14 protein-coding genes and 1 tRNA gene are annotated in these 13,468 nt (G+C 62.2%); 8 read left to right on the forward strand and 7 right to left on the reverse strand.

Annotated features, from left to right (window positions below):
• Positions 1-41 precede the first annotated feature (41 nt).
• Positions 42-117, reverse strand: a tRNA-Ala gene (locus tag GGR20_RS10290).
• Positions 118-174: 57 nt separating this feature from the next.
• Complete coding sequence (locus GGR20_RS10295) at positions 175-1,209, reverse strand: SDR family oxidoreductase (RefSeq protein WP_183311159.1); 1,035 nt, start codon at positions 1,207-1,209, stop codon at positions 175-177.
• Between the two features lie 80 nt (positions 1,210-1,289).
• On the opposite strand from GGR20_RS10295, the gene GGR20_RS10300 reads away from it, so the two are divergent.
• Positions 1,290-1,844, forward strand: a complete 555-nt coding sequence (locus tag GGR20_RS10300; RefSeq protein ID WP_183311160.1) for a TetR/AcrR family transcriptional regulator — start codon at positions 1,290-1,292, stop codon at positions 1,842-1,844.
• On the opposite strand, the gene GGR20_RS10305 is transcribed toward GGR20_RS10300, so the two are convergent.
• Positions 1,841-2,851, reverse strand: coding sequence for a Gfo/Idh/MocA family protein (locus GGR20_RS10305; protein WP_183311161.1), 1,011 nt, complete (start codon positions 2,849-2,851; stop codon positions 1,841-1,843). The two genes, GGR20_RS10300 and GGR20_RS10305, sit on opposite strands and share 4 nt — an antisense overlap.
• Before the next feature lie 185 nt (positions 2,852-3,036).
• Between GGR20_RS10305 and GGR20_RS10310 the strand changes: the two genes are divergently transcribed.
• The 3 genes from GGR20_RS10310 to GGR20_RS10320 all read left to right on the forward strand — a co-directional run bounded on the left by GGR20_RS10310 (position 3,037) and on the right by GGR20_RS10320 (position 5,560).
• Entirely contained in the window at positions 3,037-4,386 is a 1,350-nt protein-coding gene (locus tag GGR20_RS10310; protein WP_183311162.1) for a hypothetical protein, read from the forward strand.
• 56 nt (positions 4,387-4,442) lie between these two features.
• Positions 4,443-5,201, forward strand: coding sequence for a COG3904 family protein (locus GGR20_RS10315; RefSeq protein WP_183311239.1), 759 nt, complete (start codon positions 4,443-4,445; stop codon positions 5,199-5,201).
• Positions 5,202-5,281: 80 nt separating this feature from the next.
• Positions 5,282-5,560 carry a hypothetical protein gene (locus GGR20_RS10320; RefSeq protein WP_183311163.1) on the forward strand — a complete coding sequence of 93 codons (279 nt, stop codon included), beginning with the start codon at positions 5,282-5,284 and terminating at the stop codon, positions 5,558-5,560.
• On the opposite strand, the gene GGR20_RS10325 is transcribed toward GGR20_RS10320, so the two are convergent.
• Complete coding sequence (locus GGR20_RS10325) at positions 5,550-6,764, reverse strand: GGDEF domain-containing protein (RefSeq protein ID WP_183311164.1); 1,215 nt, start codon at positions 6,762-6,764, stop codon at positions 5,550-5,552. The genes GGR20_RS10320 and GGR20_RS10325 overlap by 11 nt on opposite strands.
• A 73-nt stretch (positions 6,765-6,837) precedes the next feature.
• The gene (locus GGR20_RS10330) at positions 6,838-7,854 is read right to left on the reverse strand and encodes an LLM class flavin-dependent oxidoreductase (protein WP_183311165.1); all 1,017 of its coding nucleotides are present in this window, start codon (positions 7,852-7,854) and stop codon (positions 6,838-6,840) included.
• A 194-nt stretch (positions 7,855-8,048) separates the two neighbouring features.
• On the opposite strand from GGR20_RS10330, the gene GGR20_RS10335 reads away from it, so the two are divergent.
• Both GGR20_RS10335 and GGR20_RS10340 read left to right on the forward strand, forming a co-directional pair.
• Positions 8,049-8,597 carry an acyloxyacyl hydrolase gene (locus GGR20_RS10335; protein ID WP_183311166.1) on the forward strand — a complete coding sequence of 183 codons (549 nt, stop codon included), beginning with the start codon at positions 8,049-8,051 and terminating at the stop codon, positions 8,595-8,597.
• A gap of 85 nt (positions 8,598-8,682) precedes the next feature.
• Complete coding sequence (locus GGR20_RS10340) at positions 8,683-9,273, forward strand: acyloxyacyl hydrolase (RefSeq protein ID WP_183311167.1); 591 nt, start codon at positions 8,683-8,685, stop codon at positions 9,271-9,273.
• Positions 9,274-9,317: 44 nt separating this feature from the next.
• Here GGR20_RS10340 and GGR20_RS10345 read toward each other — a convergent pair whose 3' ends face one another.
• On the reverse strand, positions 9,318-10,508 hold the full coding sequence (locus GGR20_RS10345; RefSeq protein WP_183311168.1) for a BaiN/RdsA family NAD(P)/FAD-dependent oxidoreductase: 1,191 nt from the start codon (positions 10,506-10,508) through the stop codon (positions 9,318-9,320).
• A gap of 418 nt (positions 10,509-10,926) precedes the next feature.
• Between GGR20_RS10345 and GGR20_RS10350 the strand changes: the two genes are divergently transcribed.
• Positions 10,927-11,967: an aspartate-semialdehyde dehydrogenase gene (locus GGR20_RS10350; protein ID WP_183311169.1), complete on the forward strand. Its 1,041-nt coding sequence runs from the start codon at positions 10,927-10,929 to the stop codon at positions 11,965-11,967.
• Positions 11,968-12,030: 63 nt separating this feature from the next.
• Positions 12,031-12,912: an EamA family transporter gene (locus GGR20_RS10355; protein WP_183311170.1), complete on the forward strand. Its 882-nt coding sequence runs from the start codon at positions 12,031-12,033 to the stop codon at positions 12,910-12,912.
• Between the two features lie 36 nt (positions 12,913-12,948).
• Here GGR20_RS10355 and GGR20_RS10360 read toward each other — a convergent pair whose 3' ends face one another.
• Positions 12,949-13,200, reverse strand: a complete 252-nt coding sequence (locus GGR20_RS10360; protein ID WP_183311171.1) for an EF-hand domain-containing protein — start codon at positions 13,198-13,200, stop codon at positions 12,949-12,951.
• Positions 13,201-13,468 lie beyond the last annotated feature (268 nt).

Genomic DNA, 13,468 nt, shown 5'->3' on the forward strand with positions numbered 1-13,468 from the left:
ACTTTGAGGCGCTCGATCTGCTGCGCAGACCAGAGGCGAAGTGGTGGAGCTGAGCGGGATCGAACCGCTGACCTCGTCATTGCGAACGACGCGCTCTCCCAACTGAGCTACAGCCCCTCACCGACTTCGTATATGGACAGAGTCTGGCTCCAGAGCAAGGGGCTGGCAATCCCGTTACACGATCCGGTGCTCGATCAGCGCATGGGTGGTGGCGGCGATGGCCTGATCGGCAGGGATGAGCGGACGACCCAGCAGGGCGATCGCGCCACTTGAGTCGAGGCTTTTCAGCACACCCAGTTCATTGAGGACGCCGAGCACATCACGGTCGAAAACCCCATAGATGCGCACTGCCCAATCGGGCATTTTAAGGCGCGGGACCCTGCGATTGGGCGCCGCCTGGCGAACGATATCGGCAACTTCGCCCATAAGCATGGACCGTTCGCCCATGGGGAGGCGCCGCCCTCTGGCGCTTTCCGCCGTCATGGCCGCGACATGGGCATTAGCAATATCGCGTACGTCGACGATGACAAAGGGCAGCCGCGGCAAGGCCGGAACCGAGCCATCGAGCAAGCGCTTGACGATCAGGGCCGAGGTGCCCGGGTCCCGGTCGAGCAGGGGCCCCAGAATGGCGCTGGGATTAATGGTGGTCAGGTCGGCGTCACGACCGGCGGCGCGCATGATCTCCCAGGCACGCTGTTCGGCCAGGGTCTTGGATTCAATATAGGCGTTGACGTCGCGACCGTTCAGGTTGGTCCAGTCCTTATCGGTGAAGGGTTTTGTGCGCGCCTTGTCATGGCCATAGGCGATCGCGGCCATGGATGAGGTCAGCACGATCCGCTCCACGCCCGCGCTCAGCGCCGCTTTCAAGGCCCGTTCCGTGCCCTCGACGGCCGGGCGAACAAGCTCCATCTTGTCTTCCGGCAAATCGATGACGAAGGGCGAGGCGGTATGCTGGAGGTAACGCACACCCTCCATCGCCTCGTCCCAACCCTTGTCCGAGAGCAGGTCCAGCGCGACGAATTCCAGTCCTGAAACATCGGCTCCGGCGCGTTTGAGAGTGGCGCGCACCCCCTCGGCCTTGTCGAGGTTGCGCACGCTGCCGCGCACGATATAACCGGCCTTGAGCAGGGAGAGGGCGACGTGACCGCCCAGGAAACCGGAAATGCCGGTGAGCAGGACACGATCGGTTTGTGATGCAGGTGCGGACATGGACTGGTCTCCTGAGGAATTGAACGATATATACGTTGTTCGTTCAATTCGTTCAATAGCAACAGGTGCACATATTTGCCATGAGCAGTGAAAGACAGTCCCAAAAGCGGATGCGCATCCTGGCGGCGGCGCGGGAACTGTTTTTGCGGCAAGGTCTGCGGGCCACCACCATGGAAGCCATCGCCAGGGGGGCCGGCATGGCCAAGCCAACACTTTATGCCGAATATTCCGATAAGGACGCCGTTTTCCTCGCCATTCTCGAGCAATTGGTGACGGACAAGCTGGAAAGCTTCGAAGCCGAGCTTGATCGGCCCGGTCCCTTGCTGGAGCGCATTGGTCGGGCTTTGGCGGCCGAATTCGGGGTTATCGCATCGGCGTTGGCCGGCTCGCCTCATGTTGAGGAGCTGTTCTCGGCGCACAGGCAGGGCGCCGCCCTGTTCGCCGCCTCGGAGCGCAAGGTGCGCGATCGCCTGAGCGACGAACTCGCCCAGGCCGGCGTTGCGGATGCGGAGCGGCTTGCGCGGCTGGTGTTTGATGCCAGTTTTGGAGTGGCACAGAAATCCATCGCCGCCGAGACGCTGGCCGCCGATCTCAAGCTGATCGCGGAGCGGTTGCTGGGACCCGATCTGGGCTAGCGCTTCACGCTGGCCCAGCCGCCGGTTTTTTCGCTTTCAAAGATCGCGTCGATCACGCGCATGGACGCGATGGCATCCTCGACACCCCAGGACAGCGGCGCTCCGCCCAAAACGGCCTGGGCAAAGGCTTCGGCCTGTTCAGTATATTGATCGCAGGCGGGCAGGATTTCGCGCCGGGCGAGCGAACCGTCAAACGGAGCGCCGATATCGATGGTGATGGCGGTGCGCTCATTGGGTGGGGCGTTGAACGGAATGGCGATCTCGGCCTTGGCCTTAGTGCCGAAAATCTGCACCCGTTGGTGTGGCGTGGCCTGCGTGGAGCAGGTGAACGAAAGCTGGCGCCCGCCGCCGAAATCGGCCAGCACCGAGGCCAGCCGGTCGGTGCCAAAATCGGGATCGCGTTCGATCAGCGACACCACGCGGTCCGGCTCGCCTTCAAAGAAATAGCGCGCGGCGGTGATCGGGTAGCAGCCGATATCCATGATGCCGCCACCGCCGATATCGGCCTGATTGCGCACATTGCCGGGGTCGACATTGTGATAGGTGAAAACCGCGTTGATGGAGCGGATCTCCCCCAATTCACCCGAGCGAATGATCTCGCGCATGCGGTGCCATTGCGGGTGGAAGCGCACCATGAAGGCTTCCATGAAGACGATATTGCCTGGAATGGTTCTGAGCTGTTCGGCCTCGCCGGCCGAAAGCGCGATGGGTTTTTCGCAAAGGACATGCTTGCCCGCTTTGGCGGCCGCCAGAGTCATCGGCACATGCAGGTGATTGGGCAGGGGATTGTAGATGGCGTCGATATCGGGATCGGCTAACAGATCCTCATAGGCGCCATAGGCTTTTTCGATGCCAAGCGTGTCGGCGGCCGCGCGGGCCTTTTTCGCGTCGCGCGAGGCGATGGCGACGACCTCGGAGCTTGGCGAGGCCATGATGGCCGGCGTGACTTTCTCCATCCCGATATTGGCGGTGGACAGGATGCCCCAACGGATTTTCTGCGCGGTCATGGCTTTATCTCCCTTTGCGGAGACCGGGGTAACCGGACCGGGTCCACGAGGCAAGGGCGTGATCACCGAGATGTCATTGCGGTGCAATTAACCCTCGCAATTGCTGCCTCGGTTCTGCCGACAAGCTTGTGTTAATCTGCCGTTAAAGGCCCGGTGGCGGGCCGCGATTTATTTTGGGGCCGTTCATGCAGCTCAAGCCAAATGCCTTCCGCCTGCACGAAACCGCGCGCGGGGTTGAAACCATGAGCCGGTTTGCCCTGGCCGTGCTGGCGTTGGCCTCGGGGGTCTATACCTATCTCGGGGTCAGGGGCCTGCTCGATGGCTCGGCAAGCTTCGTATTCTTCGCCGCCATCATCTATTCGGCGGCGGTCTCGGTCGGGATCTATGCATTCTGGACCTATATGATGCGCTTCATTCCGCTGGTGGTGAGCGGGGTGCAACGGATCAGCCTGTTCCTCACCATGCTGGTGGGTTCCGTGATGATCATCGCCATGAGCTCCTGGCTCAATGCGGCGGCGCTGGCCGGGTCGGCCGCGCTGGAGCAGCATATGGCGGTTACCCTGCAGGGCTATGCCGAGGATCTCGATCAGGCCCATGCCAACGCGCTGGCCAGCCAAAGCCTGTTGCCCGATGTCGAGCGGGCTTCAGCGCGCTTCTCCGCATTGGCACAGGATGAGCGCGAAAGCGGCGCCCTGACCGGGACGCAAGGGTCGGGCAGTGTGGTGCAATTGCTCACCCAGATGAGCCAGCAGATGACCCAGCTCGCTGGCACGATTTCGGGATCGCGCGAGGACGTCTCGGCCTTGTTCACCGAAGGGTCCGAGCGGTTGGCGACAATGCGCGAACTGGTGTCGACGCCGGGGCAGATCGAGCCGCGCTCCGATGCCTTCCAGGCCGAGGCCGTGCAGCTTTCGGCCGTCATTGCGGCGTTGCAGCAGACCGATGTTGCGGCTTCGGTGAAACGCGCTGCGACCGACCTGTCGGCGGGGTTCATCGCTCCGGTAGCCGATGGCCGGGTTGGTGATCTGGCGGTACGACAGAACCAGGTAATGGCCACCGTTCAGAGCTCGGTAGATGCCCAATCTGCCGCACTGGTGGCAGCGGCAGACGAAATCCTGGCGACGCCGCGTGTCGCGCAGCGACGCTTTGTGCCGCTCTCCTCGGCTGAGGCCGTGATCCGCTATTGGAGCGACTTTGTGCCCTCATGGGCTGGGGCGATTTCCATCGATTTGTTGCCGGTTGTGCTGGTGCTGGTGTTGATGATCGTTAATGACGCGATGCGGCGCGAGGCCGAGTCCCTCAAGGAGGCCGAGACGATTACCGCGGCGGAGATGCTGCGGGCCATGGCGCTCTACAAGCGCATGGAGGCCGAGGGTGCGGCCGAAGCGGCAGAGGTCCTGGGGGTGCAAGATGAACAACATGACGGGACCCCGAACGAGGTAGCTCCGGACGGGGTGGTCAATCCCGAAGAGGGCACTGTGACGCCAATAGAAGCGGCGCAGCGCAAGCGTGGCGAGGGACCGCGCCAGACATGAAGTTCGAGGCCAATGCCCGTGCTGAAAGTGACGCCAGCCCGTTCTATCGGCATGTAATGACGCGGCTTGCGCGCACCGAAGACGGGGCGATCCTGCGCTTTGCATTCTTTGCCTTGCTCGCGGGCACTGTGGGTGTGCTCTATGTCGATTATCGGGAGCTGAGCGCCAGTGCACCTGAGGCCCTGACCTATGCGCCGCAGCCGATTCTGCCGCCGGCCTCGAGCGAGGATGGGGGCGGGCGCACGCGGCCGGCACTCAATACGCCGCCGGAAATGCTGGATGATCCGTTGCGGATCGAGTTGATGGCGGGCGGGGTGTTGCGCCTGACCGGAACCATCGATCCAGGCGCGGCAACAAGATTTGATCAGGAGATCGCGCAAAGGGGCGAATATGTGTCAACCGTGCTGCTGGATTCGCCCGGTGGCTCGGTGGACGATGCCCTCCAAATGGGGCGCCAGATCTTGGAACACGGTCTCAACACACAAGTGCCGGACGGCGCGCTTTGCGCGTCCTCCTGCCCGATAGTATTTGCCTCGGGTGCTGAGCGGCTGGCCGGGCACGACGCAGCCATCGGCGTGCACCAGATTTATGCGGCAGCGCTGAGCGCCACACCGCTTGATGCGCTCAGTGTGGCCGGGGTAGCGATGGCCGATGCGCAGTCCGCAACGGCCAGGATTACCCGGCATCTGGGCGAGACGGGGGTGGACCCGGCGCTGTGGCTGCACGCGCTGGAAACCCCTCCGGACCGGCTCTACTACTTTTCTCCTGAAGAGATGGAACGTTATGTTCTCGTCACCGAATGGATGGAGAATTGAACGCGCAATAGGGAACCGGAGGAGGACCGGTTCGTTTCGCGCGCAACAACAAGAAACAGTTGCAGGCGAGGAGGCGAAAGATGAAACAAGCCCATATGCTGACCCGGCATCGGGATATTCAGAACTGGGTAAACGACCGAAGCGGCCGCCCGGCCATTGCCCGGGTACGCGACCGGTTTGGTGAACAGCGGGCCCAGCTCAAATTGCGGTTTGCGCAGCAAAGCGAAGGCCGGGTTGACGCCGGCATGAGCCCTTGCTCCTGGACGGCGTGGTTGGCGGAGCTGGACCGGCAGAATCTGGCGTTGCGGGTCGATCCGACCGGCGAGTGCGAGCTGGTTTCGCGGCAGGCTATGAACTGAAGCGGTCGCGGCGACCGGCCAATCGCGCACCCTCCGGCTGACGCGCGGCCGCCGGCATAGCCATGCGGACGCAGTCGCGTCCATCGTTTTTGGCTTCGTAAAGCGCGCCATCGGCACGGCGCAGCAGGTCCGCCAGATGGTCGTAGGGCATGAGCTGGGCCACGCCTAATGAAGCAGAGGCCGGTTCGCGCAGGCCTGTTTCCCCGGCAGGAAGGCTGCGGAAGGCGTGCCGCACGGTTTCCGCATAGAGCTTGCCGGTGGTCAGATTGGCTCCAGGCAGGAAAGCGCCGAATTCCTCGCCCCCCAGCCGACCCAGCACGGCATGGGGCGCTGCGCATTCCTCAAGGATCCGGGCGAAGACCGCAATGACATTGTCGCCCGCCGCATGGCCGTAGGTGTCGTTGATTTGCTTGAAATAATCGAGGTCGGCCACGATCATCACGGCGGGAACGCCGGACCGGGCAGCCAGGGCAAGAGCGCTCTCGCCCCGGTCCTCAAAACCCCGGCGGTTGAGCAGGTTCGACAGTGTGTCGGTTTCTGATCGCGCGGTCATATCGGCCATGACATCCCGGACAATGATCAGCAGCATCATCAACCCATTGGCGATCAGCAATACAGCGCCCAGGGTCTGAGATACGGCGGCGTATGTGGAAGACATATAGGCTTGCGGCACGGCCCCGGAGCCGATGGCCATGGCGAGCGTCGGTTTGGCCAGAAAATGCAATGTAGAGATGAAGTAGATGGCCAACAGAGCAAGGTCGAGCGCCCGCTTACGCTTGATCGCGAGGATGACGCCGAGGCCGATCGCCTGCACCAGCGCATAGGGCGCCTGGTAGAGCAGATTGCGCAGAAAACTGGCGCGCGGCATTTCGAGAATGGCGATATTGACCAGCAAAGAAGCCAGGATCGCAACCGCCAGCAGCAACCAGGGCGGGCGGATGCGATAGTGATGAGCCAGGCCCACCACGCAGCCGGCCAGCGCGAGCAGAAATACGGCAAAAATGCCGAAGCTGACGAGGCGATGATCGTCCTGGAACGGCAGGACGAATTCGAGCACGACATTGGGCGCGCCCAATCCATACGCAAAGGCCAGCCAGCGCGCACCCAGCGCCGAACGCTGATAGGCAGCGACGACGCCGAAGGCGGTGGCAAAAATCCCTGCGATAAACAGGTTTATCGTCAGCACGAAGGCTGCAGCGCTCATTGCAATGATACCAGATTCGAACCCCGGCCAATCCTAGTAGCCGGGGCAGAACGAGACGTTAATGAAACGCCAATCAGTGGCTCATCCGCGGGGCAATGCCCAGCGTCTCGGCGAGAAGGGCGAAAGACCGGCGGCGCAATGCGTAGTCGTGAATAGTTGTGGTGATCATCACCTCATCGGCCCCGGCCGCACGGGCCTTTTCAGTGATGACCTCTGCCATCTGTTCAGGGCTGCCGACCAGCCAGAGGGACGACTGGTGCTCGATGACCTGCTGCTGCTGCGGCGAAAGGGCGCGGGCCGAAGCTTCTTCGGGCGGCATCAGGTGGCGCTGCTCACCGGTGACGAAAAGGGCCCAACTCACGGCCTGGGAGGTCGCGAGAAATCGCGCCTCGTCCTCGGTGGGGGCGCAGATGGCCGAAAGGCAGAGAATGGTCTTGGGTTCGGGAAAGTCCGCGGACAGCTGGAAGGCCTGGCGATAGGCCGCGAATGCCGGTGCTGCGGGCGTATGGCTGAAATGCGCCGCAAAGGCGTAGCCGAAGCCCAACTGCCCGGCGGCCTGAGCGCTGGCTCCGGAGGACCCAAGCAGCCATTTGGGTGGCAGGGTGATGCCGCCGGGGGAGACCGGCACCCGAGAGAAGGGGTGGTCGGGCGGGAAGCTTTCTTCGTCAAACGCCATCAACTCGGCCAGATAGGCGGAGAATTCCTCTCCGCTGCCGCTTTTTAGGGCCCGCATCGCATAGCCATCGCCGCCGGGCGCGCGGCCCAGCCCGAGGTCAATGCGGCCGGGGTGCAGGGCTTCGAGCGTGCGATAGGCTTCTGCGATGCGCAAAGGGACATGGTTGAGCAGCATGACCCCGCCCGAGCCGATGCGCAGCTCCCGCGTCGCGGCGGCGGCGCTGGCAATCAGGATCTCGGGGACAGAAGAGGCAATAGAAGGCATGCCGTGATGTTCAGCGTACCAGAGTCTGGTGTAGCCCAGCCGGTCTGCCTCGCGCGCCAGAAGGACGGTTTCGGCCATGGCCTGTTGAGTGGACGTGCCCTCGGCAATGGGCGCGAGATCCTGCAAGGAGAGCGTGAATGGCTTGGGCATGAATGGCTTTCGCAAGAGTTCGTTTGATCGGTAGTTCACGATGAACAGGTCCGAAATCAAGACCCCCCTCGATAATTGGCGTGTTTGGAAGCCCGCGCCAATTTAGTAATCAGTTAAAGACGTTGGTAACCAATGCTTGCATCTGCGGGCCCCGGGAGGCCCACTGAGTGCTTCCTCCCGGATCGAGCTGCCCTGTGCTACATCGCCTTTTTACCCAAGTGCTGACCATCGCCCTCTTGCTGGGTGGCATCACGTGTCCGGCCCTTGGTCAGACATTGCTTCTGGAAGTGCGTGGCGGTGTGGGCGTTGGCGAAATCGGGCAGAAAGACATAAATCTGCTCGATCCAAGCCGCCTCCGCGAGATCAATGCCGAGCTGCTTTTGTCGATACCCAACCCCGCAACGCTTCTGCTGCCGGGCGAACTCAGACCTCATCTGGGGGCCAGCTTCGGACCTGAGGATGGCTACGTCTATGCGGGACTGAGTTGGACCTTCAGGGTCCCGGTTGTCCCGGTATTTGTAGAGGCAGGTCTGGGCGGCGCTGTTCAGAGCGACGTGCTTGAGAAGCGCACCACGCGCTTTGGCTGCTTGGTGCAAGGGCAGGCACAGGCCAGCGTTGGGTTCGATGTTCTGCCCAATGTAGCCGTGATGGGGACTGTGCAGCATCTGAGAGATCTTGGGCTGTGCGGTCAGCTTGACAATCCAACCACCCGTGCAGGGCTGCGCCTTGGCCTGCGCTTCTAGCAAGATTGATGGTTGGCTGCGGTCTGCACGGTTGACTTCGGAACTGCGGCCATGGCCCATAGGGAGCAACAGGGATAAACGTGCGATGCGGACCTTTCTCTTTGCTACTATGGCACTGTCTGCCGGCCTGGCATCAGCGCCGGCTCTCGCCAATGACATGCTCAACCCACATCCATTGGCGGGAGTGGTGGATGAATTGCGCATCGGCCTGCATGCCCATCGCGTCCATCATGCCGCTCTGCCCTTTCTGGTTCAGGAATGGAATTTGGGCGACGTCGAAGACGTCAGCTTCGACGTCTTGTTCACCTCCCCCGATATCGATGCCTTCCGCTGGATCGGCGCGCCGCGCCCTGAGATCGGCACGACCATCAGCTTCGCCGGGCGCGATAGCCTGGTGCATGCCAATCTCACCTGGCAATTGCCGCTTTTTGATACGCCGATCTATCTTGAGGCCGGGCTTGGTGCGGCCATCCATGATGGCGCGTTGACCGGGGCGGCGCCGGGGCGGCAGAATTTCGGCTGCCGGGTCAATTTTTATGAGCGCTGGGGCGTGGGCGTGAATATGAGCGAGAACGCCACCGCCACGCTGACCTATGAGCACACCTCCAACAATGGCTGGTGCGCGGCCAATGACGGGTTGTCCAATTTCGGCCTGCGGCTGGGCTGGAAGTTCTAGCCGAACCCAGAGCAGTTCATCGCTTCCGATCTAGCCGGGACGCGCTAGGCGACCTGCCCGGCGGCCCAGCCCGAGGCCCAGGCCCACTGGAAATTATAGCCGCCCAGCCAGCCGGTCACATCCACCGCTTCGCCGACAAAGAACAGGCCCGGCACCTGGCGCGCGACCATGGTCTTGGCGTCGAGCCCGGTGGTGTCGATGCCGCCCAGCGTCACTTCGGCGGTGCGGTAACCCTCCGAGCCGACAGGCTTCAGACGCCAGCGTGACACCTGCTCGGCTGCGGCCATCAGCTTCTTGTCGGACAGATCGCCGATCATGCCGGGCTGGTTGATCAGCTCGCCCACAAGCTGGGCCAGCCGCCGGGGCAGTTTGTCGCTCAACACGGTCTGGATGTGTAGCTTTGGCGTGGCTTTGCGTGCGGCCCGCAGAAATTCCAGCGCATCCGCGCCGGGCAGCAGGTTGACCGAGATGGCGTCGCCATCGCGCCAATAGGACGAGATCTGCAAGATGGCCGGGCCCGAAAGGCCGCGATGGGTGAAGAGCAGGGCTTCTTCAAACTGCGTCTTGCCATGGCCGACCACGGCATTGGTCGACACGCCGGCCAGGGGCTTGAGTTGTTCAAGTGCGCCGGGCTCAAAGGTCAACGGCACCAGGGCTGGCCTTGTGTCGGTGACCTCAAGACCGAACTGGCGGGCGATCTGGTAGGCGAGACCCGTCGCGCCCATCTTGGGAATGGATTTGCCACCCGTCGCCACCACCAGGCTCGTGGCCGTCACGCGCCCATCGCCGACCATCACATCAAAACCATCAGCGGTCTTTTCGATACTGCCCACCTCTCGTCCGGTCCAGATAGCGGCGCCGGCGGCGCGCAGATCATTGGTCAGCATCGAGACGATCTGGGTGGCGGGCCCATCACAGAAGAGCTGGCCGAGCGTCTTTTCGTGATAGGCAATGCCCTGCTTCTTGACCCGGGCGATGAACATGTCCGGGGTATATCGGGACAGGGCGGAGAGCGCGAAGCGCGGATTGCTGCTCAGAAAGCGCTCGCGGCCCAACGTGTGAGTCGCGTTCACATTGGTGAAGTTGCAGCGTCCGCCGCCGGAAATGCGGATCTTTTCGCCCGGATCGCGGGCATGGTCGACGACCAGCACCTTGCGGCCCCGTTTGCCGGCCTCGATGCCCGCCATCATGCCGGCGGCACCTGCTCCCAAAACGATGACGTCGAAGTCGGGCATGTTATCCGTATCCTTTGCGCCGGCAGAGAGGGGCCGGTCTGCTGCACCTGACCGGTTCGGAAGGCGCGTTCCTGACGCGGTATGCGCTGCAAAGGGGGCCCGGATCAAGCCCGGGCATGGAACGCGCAAGGCGCGCCGACGTTCGGCAAGAACATTGACTCTTTCCTATTTCGGAGTATGAGAAGTCCTGCTTTTCATAGGAAGCCAAGTTCGTCATGCGCAGCCGCAGCAGCATCAAAGCAGCTCTTGCCACCACCCGGTTCACCACCGGGGGCATGCCGGCCATGACCAAAACCACCAAAACCGCCTGACGCTTTTCCCCGGGTCGCTCTCCCGACGGGGAGAGGCGCAAAAGCATTGACCGCGATGGCTTGTCATCGTGCGGGAGGCGAAAATGGTAAGGAACCGGAGTTCCATTATGGGTTATCGCGTCGCTGTCGTCGGGGCCACAGGCAATGTGGGCCGCGAAGTTCTCAATATTCTGGCCGAACGCAAGTTTCCGGCCGACGAGGTTTTTGCACTGGCCTCTTCACGCTCGATCGGTCGGGAATTGTCCTTTGGCGACAAGGTGCTCAAGGCCAAGGACCTGCAGCATTTCGACTTTTCGACTGTCGATTTTGCCATCATGTCGGCGGGCGGTTCGATCTCCAAGGAGTGGGGGCCCAAGATCGCGGCGGCGGGCGCCATCGTGATCGATAATTCGAGCTATTGGCGCTATCATTCGGATGTGCCGCTGGTGGTGCCGGAAGTGAACGGGGATATCCTTGATCGCTGGCTGGCCGATCCCGAGCGCACCAATATCATCGCCAATCCCAACTGCTCCACGGCCCAGCTGGTGGTGGCGCTCAAGCCCCTGCATGACGCGGCCAAGATCACCCGTGTGGTGGTGTCGACCTATCAATCGGTTTCGGGCGCAGGCAAGGAAGGCGTGGACGAGCTGTGGAACCAGACCAAGGGCATCTTCGTCAATGACAGCCCGACCCCCGGCAAGTTCCCCAAGCAGATCGCCTTCAACGTCATCCCGCATATCGATGTGTTCATGGAAGACGGCTACACCAAGGAAGAGTGGAAGGTTCTGGCTGAAACCAAGAAGATGCTGGACCCCAAGATCAAGGTTACCTGTACCGCCGTGCGCGTGCCGGTGTTTGTGGGTCATGCCGAAGCGGTCAATATCGAATTTGCCAATCCGATCAGTGCCGACGAGGCGCGCGACATCCTGCGGGAAGCCCCGGGCGTGTCGGTGATCGACAAGCGTGAGCCCGGTGGTTATGCGACCCCGGTGGAAAGCGTTGGCGAATATGACACCTTTGTCAGCCGTATCCGCGAGGATACGACGGTAGAAAACGGCCTGGCGCTCTGGGTGGTGAGCGACAATCTGCGCAAGGGCGCAGCGCTCAATACGGTGCAGATCGCCGAGACGCTGATCGAAAAGGGTTTTGAAAGCCGCAAAACAGCCTGATAGGGGAAAGGGCGATCCGATCGGATCGCCCTTTTCTTTAGCGATTGTCGAAAGGAGCGGCTGATGCCGCTTCGCCATGTTCTTCTTGCCCTGCTGGTCGTTGCCATCTGGGGCTTCAATTTTGTGGTCATCAAGCTGAGTGTGGAAGCGCTGCCGCCGATTCTGGCGGCGGCGCTGCGCTTTGCGGCGGCGGCCTTTCCGGCGGTGCTGCTGGTCAGGCCGCCCAAGGCGCCAGCCTGGATTGTGGTGTGTTTCGGCCTGGCCTTCGGCGTGGCGCTTTATGGTTTTCTCAACCTGGCGCTGGCCTGGGGGATGCCGGCGGGCCTGAGCTCGCTGGTGCTTCAGACTCAGGCGTTTTTTACCATGGTGATCGCCTTTGTGTTTCTGGGAGAGCGGCCGAGCCGATTCCAGATCATCGGAGCGGGAATCGCTTTTGCCGGGATCGCGGTGATCGCTTCGGAGCGACTGGAAGCCACCAATCTGTTGCCGCTGGGGCTGGTGTTGCTGGCGGCGCTGAGCTGGGGCGTGGCCAATGTGCTGACCAAGAAAGCGGGCAAGGTCAATGCCGTGTCATTTACCGTCTGGGGCGTGCTGGCCGCGCCGCTGCCTTTGCTTGTCCTGTCGTTGCTGACGGAAGGCTGGCCGGCGGTTTCTGGCGCGCTAGCGGGCTTTTCCTGGGCCGATGCCGGCTTGATCGCGTTCCTCGCCTACCCCGCCACGTTGTTGGGGGGTGGCATCTGGAGCTGGCTATTGGGGCGGCATCCTGCCTCGGTGGTGGCACCCTTCACGCTTCTGGTGCCGATCACCGGGCTGGCGTCAGGCTATCTGGTGCTGGGCGAAGTCATTTCGCGAATCGAGGTGCTGGGCGCCGTGCTGGTGATCTGCGGGCTGATCGTGACCCTGCGCAAGGCGAAAAAGAGCGAACCGCCGATTCGCTTGGACTGAGGGAAGGCCGCCAGTGGCGGCCCTCCCTAATTCGACTTACTGAGCCGCAGGGGCAGCAGCGGCCGCAAGCAAGGCGTCGTATTCCTCCGCGGAAAGCTCGCCATTGCTGTCGGTATCAGCGGCGGCGAAAGCGTTTTCGGTGAGATCGGGCCAAGCGAGCCGGGCTTCGCTCAGCGATATGCTGCCGTTCAGGTCGGTATCAACAGCCGCGAAATCGGTTGCGATCTGGGCCATGGCGGCTCCGGACATACCAAGGGCGAACAGGGTGGTCAGGACGATCTTCTGCATGGGAATGCTCCATGTTGATTGGTTCGAAAACGGCCAGGGATTATCCCTGCCGACAGAGCGCTGATGGGCGATCCGTGAGACAGACAATCATTGGGCAATGTGGCCAGTGATGGCTGGCAGAAGGGCGCAGCCTGACCCATTCAGGGGCAATTTTTGGGCGCTGTAAGGCACTTGTGAGCCGGGCCCTTCACAATCACGAACACGTGAAAGACCGTGCCTGCCCAGCATTTCGCGTCGCTCTAGTGATCACGATTGCGGCGGAGCCAGT

The sequence above is a fragment of the Devosia subaequoris genome (genome assembly GCF_014197055.1).
In the GTDB taxonomy this organism is placed as follows: domain Bacteria; phylum Pseudomonadota; class Alphaproteobacteria; order Rhizobiales; family Devosiaceae; genus Devosia; species Devosia subaequoris.